At 72.4% G+C, this 12,217-nt stretch carries 12 protein-coding genes; 2 read left to right on the forward strand and 10 right to left on the reverse strand.

The features are described 5' to 3' along the window. Positions 1–3: 3 nt before the first annotated feature. The 9 genes from QSK15_RS24425 to QSK15_RS24465 all read right to left on the reverse strand — a co-directional run bounded on the left by QSK15_RS24425 (position 4) and on the right by QSK15_RS24465 (position 7,482). A complete protein-coding gene (locus QSK15_RS24425; protein ID WP_285796478.1) occupies positions 4–564 on the reverse strand; it encodes a DinB family protein in 561 nt (186 codons plus the stop codon). A 94-nt stretch (positions 565–658) separates the two neighbouring features. Next, the gene (locus QSK15_RS24430; RefSeq protein ID WP_285796479.1) at positions 659–1,366 is read right to left on the reverse strand and encodes a RibD family protein; all 708 of its coding nucleotides are present in this window, start codon (positions 1,364–1,366) and stop codon (positions 659–661) included. Continuing rightward, a complete protein-coding gene (locus QSK15_RS24435) occupies positions 1,363–2,040 on the reverse strand; it encodes a GTP cyclohydrolase II (protein ID WP_285796480.1) in 678 nt (225 codons plus the stop codon). The genes QSK15_RS24430 and QSK15_RS24435 overlap by 4 nt, the downstream gene beginning before the upstream one ends. Before the next feature lie 59 nt (positions 2,041–2,099). Next, positions 2,100–3,038 carry a lysylphosphatidylglycerol synthase transmembrane domain-containing protein gene (locus QSK15_RS24440; protein ID WP_285796481.1) on the reverse strand — a complete coding sequence of 313 codons (939 nt, stop codon included), beginning with the start codon at positions 3,036–3,038 and terminating at the stop codon, positions 2,100–2,102. Positions 3,039–3,104: 66 nt separating this feature from the next. Continuing rightward, positions 3,105–3,923: a class I SAM-dependent methyltransferase gene (locus QSK15_RS24445; protein WP_285796482.1), complete on the reverse strand. Its 819-nt coding sequence runs from the start codon at positions 3,921–3,923 to the stop codon at positions 3,105–3,107. Further along, the gene (locus QSK15_RS24450) at positions 3,920–4,969 is read right to left on the reverse strand and encodes a glycosyltransferase family 4 protein (RefSeq protein ID WP_285796483.1); all 1,050 of its coding nucleotides are present in this window, start codon (positions 4,967–4,969) and stop codon (positions 3,920–3,922) included. Before QSK15_RS24450 ends, QSK15_RS24445 begins: the two co-directional genes overlap by 4 nt. Then, positions 4,966–5,364, reverse strand: coding sequence for a 6-pyruvoyl trahydropterin synthase family protein (locus tag QSK15_RS24455; RefSeq protein ID WP_285796484.1), 399 nt, complete (start codon positions 5,362–5,364; stop codon positions 4,966–4,968). Before QSK15_RS24455 ends, QSK15_RS24450 begins: the two co-directional genes overlap by 4 nt. A gap of 2 nt (positions 5,365–5,366) precedes the next feature. Continuing rightward, positions 5,367–6,350: a zinc-dependent alcohol dehydrogenase gene (locus QSK15_RS24460; RefSeq protein ID WP_285796485.1), complete on the reverse strand. Its 984-nt coding sequence runs from the start codon at positions 6,348–6,350 to the stop codon at positions 5,367–5,369. Between the two features lie 151 nt (positions 6,351–6,501). Beyond that, positions 6,502–7,482, reverse strand: coding sequence for a DUF2804 domain-containing protein (locus tag QSK15_RS24465; protein ID WP_285796486.1), 981 nt, complete (start codon positions 7,480–7,482; stop codon positions 6,502–6,504). A gap of 333 nt (positions 7,483–7,815) precedes the next feature. On the opposite strand from QSK15_RS24465, the gene QSK15_RS24470 reads away from it, so the two are divergent. Further along, on the forward strand, positions 7,816–9,147 hold the full coding sequence (locus tag QSK15_RS24470; protein WP_285796487.1) for a metallopeptidase domain-containing protein: 1,332 nt from the start codon (positions 7,816–7,818) through the stop codon (positions 9,145–9,147). Between the two features lie 53 nt (positions 9,148–9,200). Here the strand turns inward: QSK15_RS24470 and QSK15_RS24475 are convergent, their stop codons facing one another. Next, positions 9,201–11,024, reverse strand: coding sequence for a glycoside hydrolase family 35 protein (locus QSK15_RS24475; RefSeq protein WP_285796488.1), 1,824 nt, complete (start codon positions 11,022–11,024; stop codon positions 9,201–9,203). A gap of 82 nt (positions 11,025–11,106) precedes the next feature. Here QSK15_RS24475 and QSK15_RS24480 point away from each other — a divergent pair, with 82 nt between their 5' ends. Beyond that, positions 11,107–12,120 carry a LacI family DNA-binding transcriptional regulator gene (locus QSK15_RS24480; RefSeq protein ID WP_285796489.1) on the forward strand — a complete coding sequence of 338 codons (1,014 nt, stop codon included), beginning with the start codon at positions 11,107–11,109 and terminating at the stop codon, positions 12,118–12,120. The last annotated feature ends 97 nt before the right edge of the window (positions 12,121–12,217 follow it).

Consider the following 12,217-nt stretch of genomic DNA (forward strand, 5'->3'; position numbering starts at 1 on the left):
CCCCTAGCCCGACCATCGGCCAGGCACCTGATGGTCAGAGACCGGCAGTGCCGCGCGCATCAGCCGCAGCTGACCGATCTCCGCGACGTTCTTCATCAGCTCCGAGTTGACCCAACCGATCGTGTGCGTGACGGTGTGGTCGGTCCCGTCCGGCCAGGGGAACGTCGCGGCGCGGTCGAGGTCACGCTCGCCGAGCTGGTCGAGCAGACCCAGCCACTCGGTGCGCAGGCCACGCAGCCAGGCGACACTCTGCTCGCCCGGACCCGGCCAGGCGACGGCCGTGCGGTCCCGCGCTGGCACCCCCCGGAGATGGTCCATCGTCACGGTCCACCACCAGCCGACGTGCCAGGTGAGCCAGCCGATCGTCGGCACCGGGACCGGGTCGGGTTCGGTGTCGGCCCAGTCCGGAATCCAGGTGCCGTCGACGCCCTGCCGCACCGACCAGCAGTGCGCGGCCGGCTCCCAGAGGAAGTCCTCGGGCGCGAGTCGCTCAAGGTGGTACTCGAACAGCGACCAGGTCAGGTCGAACTGCCAGCGCAGAAGGGCCAGCGGCGAAACGGACATCCGGGAATTCTGTCCGGGCGCCGGCACCGCCGTCGACAGAATAACCATTCGACGGTTCGCGACAGGGCCCGGCGGCTCGACGCGCGGGCCCTGATCAGTCGGCGGGGCAGCGCTCGGAGAGGGCGTAGCGGAGCAGGACCACGTCGCCGATCTGCCGAGCCTCGGCCAGGCGGGCGCGGCGACCCGGATGCCAGGGGAAGCGACCCTCGCCCACGAACCGGGGCGCCCGGCCGTCGCCGACGAAGAACGGGGCCACCACCAGGTGCAGTTCGTCGGCGAGACCGGCGGCGAGGAACTGGGCGTGCACCGTCCCGCCGCCCTCCACCATCAACCGCCGCACGCCCCGCGCGGCCAGATCGGACAGCAGCCACCCCGGGTCGACGGGCTCACCCGCGTCGATCACGGTGGCCAGTCGACCGACCCGCTCCCGGGTCTTCTCCAGCGCGCCGGTGGTGCAGTAGACGAGCCGCACCGGATCACCGGCGGTGAAGAAGCGGGCGGTCGGGTCGAGGTCACCCTGGGCGGTCAGGGTGACCTTGGTGGGCGAGGCCTGCCGACCGGCCGCGACCCGCTCGGCCCGACGGCTCGGGGAGCGCACCAGTAGCCGCGGGTCGTCGCGCCGGACGGTGCCGGCACCGACCAGGATGGCGTCACAGCTGGCCCGGACCGCGTCGACGCGGTCCAGGTCCTCGTCGTTGGACAGCAGTAACCGCTGCTCGGTGGCGTCGTCGATGTACCCGTCGATGGAGGCGGCGCAACTCAGCAGCACGTACGGCCGCGTCGGCTCCGGCCGGCACCTCATCGGGGCTGCTCAGGAGTGCGACCCGCGAGCGCGTCCGCCGCCTCGATCTCCGCCGCCTTGGCCGCCTTCGCCGCCAGGTAGTCGGCGTTGGCCGGCGACAGGAAGACGCTGGTGAGGATCCGTTCGACCACGTCCACGCCCAGCCGGGTCAACTGGTCTTCCTTGTCCGGGTTGCTGCTGAGCAGTCGGACCCGTGGCACGCCCAACGTGGCCAGCATCTGCGCGGCGGCCGTGTAGTCCCGCTCGTCCTCGCCCCGGCCCAGCGCGACGTTGGCCTGGTAGGTGTCCAACCCGGCGTCCTGCAACGCGTACGCGTCCAGCTTGGCGTACAGGCCGATGCCACGGCCCTCCTGCCGCAGATAGAGCAGGAACCCGCCGGTCTCGGCGATCCGCTGCACCGCCTCGCGCAGTTGCGGGCCGCAGTCGCAGCGTTCGCTGCCGAACACGTCGCCGGTCAGGCACTCGCTGTGCGGACGGACCAGCGGGGCCTCTCCCCCGACGGCGAGCCGGTCCAGGGCACCGGCCCAGTCGCCGAGGCCGAGGGCCAGGTGCTCCCTACCGTCCACCAGGCCCTTGAAGGTGAACACACGGGCGGTCGTGGTGTAGCCGTCGGGAAACGCCAGCGGCACCGTGACCTGCGTGCGGATCGTGGCGACCGGCAATGCTTCGGGCATGGGACTCCTTTGTCCGGCGCCACCGCCGTCCGGCGACGCGTACCGTCTCACCACCGACTTCAACAGCCGCCGCCGGAGGTGGCTTCCCGGGCGGCGACCGGAGTTCGACGCCGACGGGCCAGCAGCACAGCGGCACCGGGCAGGCTGGCCACCAGCACCAGTGCACCGTAGACGGTGGCGGTGGCGACACCCTCGGCCGCGCTGAGACCGGCCGCGCCGAACACCCACGCCGCCACCCCCTCCCGTGGCCCGAAGCCGGCCACATTCAACGGTAGGCCCATGGCGAGCAGGGCGAGCAGCGTCAACGGCAACAGTCGGGACAGCGGGGCGTCGGATCCGGCGGTGCGCGCCGCCACCAGGAAGGTGGCCAGGTGACCGGCGACCATCAGCGCCGACGCGACCAGCACACCGAACCAGGTGCGCCGCGCCAGCAGCCCCGACCGCACGTCCGCCACGGCGGTACGCAGCGCGGTGGCCCAGCGGGACCCGCCGCCGTTGGGCAGGACCCGGGCCGCCAGCACGACGACCAGCCCGCCGGCGACGAGGAGCGCGGCGGCGACCGGCAGGTACGGCCGCACCGGGGACGGGAAGGCCGCGAGCACCACCAGCGCGACGCCGACCAGGACCACCTGCCCGGCGGTGCGTTCCCAGACCACCGCGCGGATGCCCCGGCTGACGTCACCGGCGTCGCGGCCGTGGCGCACCGCCCGGTGCACGTCGCCCAGCACCCCGCCGGGCAGGGTGGCGTTGAGGAACACGGCCCGGTAGCAGTGCGCCACCGCCGTCGCCAGTGGCAGGCGGACGCCGAGGCCGCCGGCGACCAGGCTCCACCGCCACGCCGCGCAGACAGTGGTGAGCACCCCGATGACCAGCGCCGCTGCCAACGCCGGCGCGTCGATCAGTCGTACCCCGGCGAGGAACGGGCCACTGCCCACCTGCCACAGCAGGACGGCGAGCAGACCCACCCCGCCGACCACTCGTGCCCAGGCCCAGAACATCCGCGCCGGCCCTCCCCTTGAAGATCGTCCACTTGCCCTAGTCCACGTACCCAGGGCGTGATCGGTTCATCCCCCGGCGAGCAGGTCGGTGTGATCGACAAGCACGGTGAGTCGGCCGGCCGCCGCGTCCGCCAGCCGACGGCGGGCGTACGCCTGGGCGGGGCCGGCCAGGTCGGGGCGCTGCTCGCAGGCGGCCCCGAGCCAACCTCGGAACCACTCGGCGGCCAGGTCGGCCTGCTCGGGGCCGAGCCGCCACGGGCTGGGTCGTTCCCGCACGTCGACGCCGTGGCGGGCGAACGCGGCGACGGTGGCGGCGGCGGCATCCGGGCCGAGCAGCCGCCGGCCCTCGACGGTACGCCGCTGGTGGTCGTTGAACGCGGCTTCGACCTCCTCGTCCAGCGGGTCGGCAGGGCTGAGCCGGACCCGCCCGGTCACCGAGATGGCGAACAGCGCGGGCCGGCCGACGCAGGCGGCCACCACCCGTTCGACGTCGTCCGCGGTGAGCATGTCCAGCAGCGCGGACGCGGTGACCAGTGACGCCTCGGACAGGTCGGCGGCGGTCAGCCGGGTGAGGTCACCGCAGCTCGTCCGCACTGTCACCGGCGCACCGTCGGCGGCTCGCACCCCGGTCATGCCCTCGGCGGCGCGGGCCAGCAGGTCGGCGTCCCGGTCGTGCAGCACCCAGTGCTGCGGCCCGGGCAGCCGGGCGGCCAGCCAACGACTCATCGAGCCGGTGCCGCTGCCCAGGTCGTGGATCACCGTCGGGGCGTTCCCGGTCAGCCGGGCGCGGACGGCGTCGAGCAGGTCCTCGGCGCGCGCCGCCGCGTCGGCCGGCTCCCGCAACCGCAGCCAGTCGGCGAACGGCAGGGTCTCCTCGGCGGTCATTCCGCCACCTCCTTCAGTACGCCGGCCAGCAGCGCGGCGGTCACCGGCCAGTCGGTCAGGGTGTCGCGCCGGGCGAGCGCGGCATGCCGTAGCCGGGCGCGCAGCGCGTCGTCGCCCAACCACCAGCTCAACGCGCCAGCCAGCGCGGCCGGGTCGTCCGGCGGAACCAGCAGCCCCGGCAGGTCGCCGTCGGGGGTACGACCCAGCGCCTCCGGCACTCCGCCCGCCCGGGTGCCCAGCACCGGTAGGCCACGGGCCAGCGCCTCGGTGACGACCATGCCGTACGTCTCGCTTCGCGACGGCAGCACGAGCAGGTCGGCGCTGGCGTACGCGGCGTCGAGCGCCGCACCGGTCAGCGGGCCGGCCAGTCGGACCCGGTCGGCGAGACCTGCGCTGGCAAGCTGGTCACGCAGCCGGTGCACCAGCTCGGGCTCCCGGGTCAGCGTGCCGGCACAGACCAGCGTCCAGGACCCCTCGGCCACCACGGACAGGGCGTCTACCAGCACGTCGTGGCCCTTGTGGTGGCTGACCGCGGCCACGCAGAGCAGCCGGCCGCCGGTGGCCGAGCCCGGGAGCGCTGGCGGCGCGGGCGTCACCCCCGGCGGCGCGACCCGGACCCGGTCGGCGGGCAGCGGATGGCGGGCCAGCAGACGGCGGCGGGTCCATTCGCTGGTGGTGACGACGGCCCGCGCGGTGGCCAGCGCCCGCCCTTCGGTCTCGTCGTCCAGCGGCATGTGCACGAGGACGACGAGGCGCAGCCGGTGGGCGTGCGGAGCGAGCAGATCCGGCACCGTCGAGGCGATCAGACCGTCGAGCAGCACCACGGCGTCGTCGGGCGTGGCGGCGAGCAGCCCGGCCAGCGTCGCCCGGTCGGCCGGCTCGGGGTGCGGCCACGCGCCGGGCACCGGGTACTCGTGGACCGCCCAGCCCCGCTCGCCGAGCCCCGCGCAGATCCGCCGGTCGTAGGTGTTGCCGCCGCTGGGCGTGGCCGGGTCGTCGATGTCACCGGGCAGGACGACGTGCACCGCCCGGCCCGCATCGGTCACAGTGACCGCTCGTAGCTCGCCCAGGCGATGTGCGACTCGTGCAGGGTGACCGTGATGCCGGCCAGGTCGCGCGCTCCCGCGCCCAGCTGACCGGCGTACACCCGCTCGACCAGTCGGTCCGCGACAGTACGGGCCAGCACCTCCGTGGTGGTGTTCACCCCGGCGAAGGCCGCCTCGTCGTCGAGGTTGCGGTAGGTCAGCTCGCTCAGCACGGCCCGCAGCTGCTCGGTGGCCAGGCCGATGTCCACCACGATCCCGTCGGCGTCCAGGTCGGGCCGACGGAACGTCGCGTCCACCACGAACGTCGCGCCGTGCAGGCGTTGGGCGGGCCCGAAGACCTCGCCCCGGAAACTGTGGGCGATCATCATGTGGTCCCGAACGGTCACGCTGAACACGGTCACTCCCCGTCGTCGTAGGTGATGAGGTGGCAGAGGGCGGGCAGGTCACCCGAGCTGAGTCGGGCGAGCACGTCGGGCAGTTCCGCGAACCGGGACGCGCCGGTGATCAACGCGTCGAAGGCCGGGTCGTCGAGCAGGTCCAGGGCGAGCGCCAGGCGGTCGGCGTAACTGCGCCGCCCCCGTCGGGCGGGTGCCACCATGCCGACCTGGCTGCTGCGGACGGTGAGTCGGCCGGAGTGGAACGCGCCGCCCAGCGACACCTGCACGGGTCGGTCGCCGTACCAGCTCAACTCGATGACCGTGCCCTCCGGTGCGAGCAGGTCCAGCGACTGTTGCAGGCCGGCGGCGGTGGCGCTGGCGTGCACGACCAGGTCGCGGTCACCGCGGGCGTCGGCCGGGTTGGCGAAGTCGACGCCGAGCGCCCCGGCCACGCCGGCCCGGCGCGCGTCGGTGTCAACCAGTTCGACCTGCACGCCCGGGAACCGGGCGAGCAGCGCCGCGACACAACAGCCCACCATGCCGGCACCGATCACGGTGACCCGGTCACCGACCAGCGGCGCGGCGTCCCACAGCGCGTTGACGGCGGTCTCCACGGTGCCGGCGAGCACCGCGCGGGCGGCCGGCACCCCCTCCGGCACGGGCACCACGGCGGTGACGGGCACGACGTACGCGCTCTGGTGCGGGTGCAGGCAGAAGACCGTCCGCCCGAGCAGCTCCGGTGGGCCCTGTTCGACCACGCCGACGCTGAGGTAGCCGTACTTCACCGGGCCGGGAAAGTCACCCTCCTGAAAGGGCGCGCGCATCGCGGCGTGCTGGTCGGCGGGCACCCGACCGGTGAAGACCAGTGTCTCGGTGCCCCGACTGACCCCGGAGTACCGGGCCCGGACCAGCACCTCGTCGGGGCCGGGGGCGGTCAGCGACACCGGCCGGATCTCGGCCGCGCCGGGCTCACGCACCCAGCAGGCGTACGCCTCGCGGATCACCGTCGCGCACCTCACCTCGTGTTCTGGGCCGAACGGCCAGGCTTCCGTGCCCCGGTCGGGGTCGTCGATCATAAACACGGAGGCGAGGTGTCCACAGTTCGAAGTGCTGCCGTGCGCTGACCGCGGGTGTGCGCGTGGTGGCGGCGACCCGCTACCAGCGGTTGCGTGCCTCCTCGGCCCAACCGACGAGCCCGTCGAGGCTCACCGTCGTTCCGTCGTCCGTTTTCGCCCAGCCGGAGAAGTGCCCGAAACACTGGTGCGTCTCGTTCGCGACGACACCCAGGTTGGTGCGGGACACCTTCTCGTGGAACGGCTGGAACTCGACCTCGACCCGGTCGCCGCTGATCTGCCACTGGCGCAGCCAGTCCGCCCGGTCGTAGGTCCAGCGCAGCTCCTCGCCGATCTTGTGTAGGCGGCCGTCGACGAAGAGCCCGTTCTCGGTGACCCCGGTGCCGTCGGTCCACCGACCGCCGAGCTGGATCGCTCGCCCGGGCGCCGCACCGGCGGCCCAGTTCCACCTGACCGAGTACGGCCATCTGCCGCGACCGTGGTCCAGCACGGCGAACGCGTCCGGTCCACCGATCTCGTACGTCTGGCCGTGCAGTTCCAGCGTGCCGAGCACCGGGCGGCCGACGTCCTTGACCGTGTACTGGAATCGCCTGGTGTTCCACGGCACGACGACCCCGAGTGACTCGTGATCGGCCGGCAACGGCACGTCCACCTCCAGCCGTACGCCAGGGGCGCTCGCCGAGATCGCGGTGCCGTCCGGGCGCTGAACGATCCGGATCGCGAGGCCACCGCCGCGTGCGCCCGCCTCCCCCACGCCGCAGTGCGGCGGTAGCACCGCGCCCCGCGCCAGCGGCACCACCACGTCGGCCTTCGTCTCGGTGCCGCTGTCCCGGTCGAGCACGTAGACGCTGTGCACACCGGCGTAGTCCAGCGATGAGGCGACCAGCCCGATGATGTGCCGTGGGGTCACGATGCCCCAGTACTCCCACCGTTTGGTCCGACCCCAGCCGCGCAGGTTCGCGGTGTGCAGGGGACGCCGGGTCCAGCCCACCGCCGCGGGGTTGAGTCGCCCGTCCCGTTGGCACAGATCGACAGGCGAGACCAGCTCACGTTCATGCGTCACGAGCTGCACGATAGCCGCCGTCGCCCCGTCGGCTTGACTGACACATCGATGCGCCCTACGGTCATACGACATCGGACATAGGATGTCAGAGGATGTGGTGCACGCGGCGGCCCCGGCCGCTCCTGACTCTCTCTTTCCCGTCGTCCCGGTAGTTGCACCGCCCATCCCGCCGATGCGCTGTGGCCCGGCCCCCGCCTGCGACCACGAACCGCACGAGACCGGCAGGAACCCCTCGACATCGGCCGCTTCAGCCCCACGCGGCCCGACGCTGCCGGGCGGCCACGGACATCGGCGTCCCTGGCCGTCCGGCACCCCCTCAAGGAACAGGACCCCATGAAGCTGTCTGCCCTCGGCCGCATCGCTCTGGCCACAGGCATCGCCGCACTGGCCACCGCCACGCTCCCCGCAAGCCCCGCGGCCGCCGCACCGGTGAAGAGGAAGATGCTCCCCGTCCTGGTGGAGTTCAGCGACGCCTCCTTCCAGTTCCCGGACAAGGTGAAGGCGTCCACGCCGGACACCTACTTCGGCGCGAAGAGCGACTCGGCCGCGTCGTACCTGTCGGAGTTGTCGCGTGGGCAGTACACGCTGGTGCCCGCCGTACCGGAGCAGTTCCTCGGCCCGATCAAGCTGGACCTCAGCGCCGCCGGCTGCCCGCAGGGCAAGATCAACCAGTTGACCCGGGAGGAGCTGACCAAGCGCGGCCTGGTCGCGGGCAAGGACTACGAGAGCCTGTCGATCGTCTTCCCGGCACAGAAGACGAACTGCCCCTGGGCCGGCCTCGCCACCCTCCCCGGCCCGACCACCTGGATCAACCTGTACGGCACCGCCAGTGGCATCGACGTGGTCGGCCACGAACTCGGACACAACCTGGGCTTCGGGCACCAGGGTCGCGTCAAGTGCACCGGCGGCAACCTGGGCGCGTGCACGTCAGGGGGCGCCAGCCACACGACCATCATGGCCGGTGGGTACCGGCCGGCCGGCTTCTCCGCACCGGAGATGATCCGTGCCGGATGGCTCAACGGCGGGGCCTCTCTCAAGGTCACCAAGTCGGGGGTCTACACGCTGCGCTCCCTGCACGGCAAGGGCAGCGGAGTCCGGGCCCTGGACATCGCCCTGGGCGGCGACCGGCTCGTCATCGAGTACCGCCACGCGGCCGGCAACTTCGACGCGAAGCTCGAGGGCGTCCACGCCTACCGTGTCCCCAAGGGCTCCTACGGTGCCTCGTCACTCATCGACACCACGACGGCGGACAAGACGGCCACCAACAACGAACCGCCGAACGCGGACGCCATCACCAAACTGACGGACAGGGCGAGCAAGCTGTCAGTCGCCGTCGTGTCCTCCGGCGGTGGTCAGGCCACGGTCAAGGTCGCGCTCAACGGCGATTCGCTCGCCGCCATCGACGCGGCCCCCTCGAAGTCCCCGTCCCCGTCGCCGACCCCCAGCGCCACCCCCACCCCCACTCCCACCCCGAGTGCGAGCGCGAGCACCGGCACGGAGGCCGAGACCTACGGCTCCGAGCCGGTCAGTGAGCTCGGCTCCGCAGAGCTCACCGCCGCCGGCGGCCGCTCGACCACCCTGCCGCTCGCCGCCGCCGGCGGTGCCGTCCTGCTGGCGGCCGGCGTGGGAGTCCTCCTGCTGAAGCGTCGCCGCAGGCGCGCCTGACCGGCCTCTCGGGTCGCCCGCCCGCACGGCGGGCGAGCGGGGCGGTCAGACGGTCATTCGAACTCCTCCACGTACTCCTCGGTGGGGCCCAGCTCGGGCCGATCGCGCAGCTCCAGGACCGGGCCGAGCCAGTCGGTGTCCAGTACGACGATCGTGTTCTCGCCGGTGCGCAGCAGGGGCGCGGGGCAGTAGAGCGTCACCTGCGGACCGATGTCCCAGTAGCGACCGAGCAGGAATCCGTTGACCCAGACCACGCCGTGGACCGAGCCGGGCAGGGCAAGGAAGGTGTCGGCCGGCTGCTCGACGGGCACTGTCGCGACCGCGAACCCGGCACCGGTGCTGGCCGGTCCGGCGGTGGTGGCGTGACGCAGGTCGTCAGGCGTCCACTCGGTCAGGCCGATCGGCGAGCTGGCCCAGCCGTGCACGATCCGGCGGTCGACGAGCACCGGTCCGAGCAGGCCCTTGTGCTGACCGACCAGTGGGCCGTAGTTGATCCGGCCGAGGTTCTCCACCAGGATCTCCAGGCGCACGGTCGCGCCGGTGCCGTGAATCGGTATCTCCGGATGATCGGCGTCGGCGACACCGATCGGCACGCCGTCGGCGAGGACGATCGCACGGTCGCGCACGTCGCTGAGGATGATGGTGTGCTCGCCCGTCGGGATCTTCGGGTGGGCGGTGAACAGCACCATCCCGGCGTCCAGGCCGAGTTGTTCGAAGGTGGCCGGCCGCGGACCGGTCGACTCCGGCGCGGGCACGGCGCGCAGGCCGGCGATCAGGTCGGCGCGGTGGGTCAGCGGCACGCGCGTCGGCGGCAGCACCGGCATCCGCTCGGGCACCCGCAGCGGCCCGGTCACGCCGAGCGCCGCACGCATGGCGTGGAACTTGGCGGTGAGCGTTCCGTCCTCGGCGATGGGCGCATCGGAGTCGTAGCTGGTGATGGTGGGCTGAAGCCGACCCCGGTCCGCGTTGGCACCGGCCCACAGGCCGAAGTTGGTGCCGCCGTGCGCCATGTAGAGGCTGACGCTTCCGCCCTCGCCGAGGATGGCGTCGAGGGTGCGCACGGCGCTGTCCACCGTGCGGACGTGGTGCCGCTCGCCCCAGTGGTCGAACCAGCCGTTCCAGTACTCGGCGACCACGAACGGTTCGTCGGGCCGGCGCGTGGCGAACAGGGCGCGGGCGGCCTCGGGCTTCGAGCCGAGGGTGGCCGCGGCGAGGGTGCCCGGCACCGTGCCCGCGTCGTGCATCAACTCGGTCGGGCCGTCCGCTGTGAACAGCAGCTCGGTGATGCCGCGCTCGAGCAGGGCTGAGCGAATCCAGTGCAGGTACGCCTCGTCGTCGCCGTAGCTGCCGTACTCGTTCTCGACCTGTACCGCCACCACCGGTCCGCCGGCATGCGTCTGCTGCCGCGCGATACGGGGGATCAGCTCGTCGAACCAACGCTCGACCGGCCGGATGAACGCCGGGTCGGAGCTGCGCAGGACCACGTCACGCGCTGTCAGCCAGGCTGGCAGGCCGCCGTTGGACCACTCCGCGCAGATGTACGGGCCGGGCCGCACGACGACGTCGAGGCCTTCTTCGCCGGCGAGCGCGATGAACGCCTCGAGGTCACGCCAGCCGTCGAAGCGGGGCGCGCGCTCGGCGTGCGGCTGGTGGAAGTTCCACGGCACGTACGTGTCAAGGGTGTTGAGACCGAGGTCGGCCAGCCGCCGGATCCGGTCGCGCCACAGCTGTGGGTGGACCCGGAAGTAATGCAGGGCGCCGGAGAGGACACGGTGGGGGACGCCGTGCCGGTGAAGTTGACTGCCGCTCCAACCGAGCGCGGGTGATGGCCTGGGCGACGGTGGCAGCGCACTGCTCGGCCGGGTCGTCTCGATCATGGCAGAAGCTTATGTTACCCGTGCCATTTGTAACAATGGCGCTAGGATGCCGCCGTACCGGGTTCTCAGGAGGGCGGGGCGGATGACCGAGGCGACAATGCGCGACAAGCAACCGAGCATGACCGACGTGGCACGCGCCGCTGGCGTGTCGGCACAGACGGTCTCGCGTACGCTGCGCAACTCGCCGAACGTCAACGCGGAGACCCGACGTCGCGTACTCAACGCGGTCGAGCAGCTCAAATACCGGTACAACGGCGCCCCCCGGCTGCTCTCCTCGGGACGAAGTTTCACCCTCGGCCTGGTCCTGCTACAGGCCGGCGGCTACTACTCGCGCTCGGGGGTCACCGCCGGGGTGGAAGCGGCGGCGGGCCAGGCGGGTTACTCGGTGAGCATCGCGACCATCGCCGAGCTGGACACCGCACTAATGGAGAAGTCCCTGCTCAAGCTCTCTGACCAGGGCGTCGACGGCATCATCATCGCGGTCCCGTTGATCTCCGTGACCCAGCGGATGGAGGACATCACCCGGGACATCCCCACCGTCACGGTGGATGGCTCGCGCACGACCGGGGCGCGGGTGCTGGGCATCGACCAGCACGAGGCGGGGCGCGTGGCCACCCAACACCTGCTGGACCTGGGGCACCGCCAGGTGTGGCACGTGGCCGGGCCGGACGAGTGGATCGAGGCGCGGCAGCGCCGGCAGGGCTGGCAGGAGTGCCTGGCCGCCGCCGGGATCGACGCGCCACCAGCCCTGGAGGGCGACTGGTCGCCCGAGTCGGGCTACCGGCTGGGGCAGATCCTCGCGATGATTCCCGAGGTCACCGCCGTCTTCGTGGCCAGCGACGAGATGGCCTTCGGGCTGATCAAGGCGCTGCGGGAGCGCGGGCGCTCGGTGCCGCAGGACGTCTCGATCGTGAGCGTCGACGACATCGAGCTGGCCGCCTACTGCCACCCGCCGCTCACCACCGTTCGGCAGGACTTCTACCGCTCCGGCGCGGCTGCTGTCGCACTCCTGCTCGACACCCAGTCGGAGGGCGAATCGCTCACGCCGGCCACCCTGATCGTCCGGGAGTCCACCGCGGCGCCGCGGCCACGCTGACCGTCCTGCTGCGGGCAGATCATTCTTGACGGGTCATGTTACGGGTGCCACAGTAACAACACGCGGCCCGCCCAGTGATCCAGGCGGACCGTGCCTC

The organism is Micromonospora sp. NBRC 107095 (assembly GCF_030269705.1).
Lineage (GTDB): Bacteria > Actinomycetota > Actinomycetes > Mycobacteriales > Micromonosporaceae > Micromonospora > Micromonospora parva.

Coding starts and splice junctions, on each gene's coding strand:
- QSK15_RS24425 (WP_285796478.1), bottom strand. CDS start 564: ATGTCCGTTTCGCCGCTGGCCCTTCTGCGCTGGCAGTTCGACCTGACC.
- QSK15_RS24430 (WP_285796479.1), bottom strand. CDS start 1,366: ATGAGGTGCCGGCCGGAGCCGACGCGGCCGTACGTGCTGCTGAGTTGC.
- QSK15_RS24435 (WP_285796480.1), bottom strand. CDS start 2,040: ATGCCCGAAGCATTGCCGGTCGCCACGATCCGCACGCAGGTCACGGTG.
- QSK15_RS24440 (WP_285796481.1), bottom strand. CDS start 3,038: ATGTTCTGGGCCTGGGCACGAGTGGTCGGCGGGGTGGGTCTGCTCGCC.
- QSK15_RS24445 (WP_285796482.1), bottom strand. CDS start 3,923: ATGACCGCCGAGGAGACCCTGCCGTTCGCCGACTGGCTGCGGTTGCGG.
- QSK15_RS24470 (WP_285796487.1), top strand. CDS start 7,816: ATGAAGCTGTCTGCCCTCGGCCGCATCGCTCTGGCCACAGGCATCGCC.
- QSK15_RS24475 (WP_285796488.1), bottom strand. CDS start 11,024: ATGATCGAGACGACCCGGCCGAGCAGTGCGCTGCCACCGTCGCCCAGG.
- QSK15_RS24480 (WP_285796489.1), top strand. CDS start 11,107: ATGACCGAGGCGACAATGCGCGACAAGCAACCGAGCATGACCGACGTG.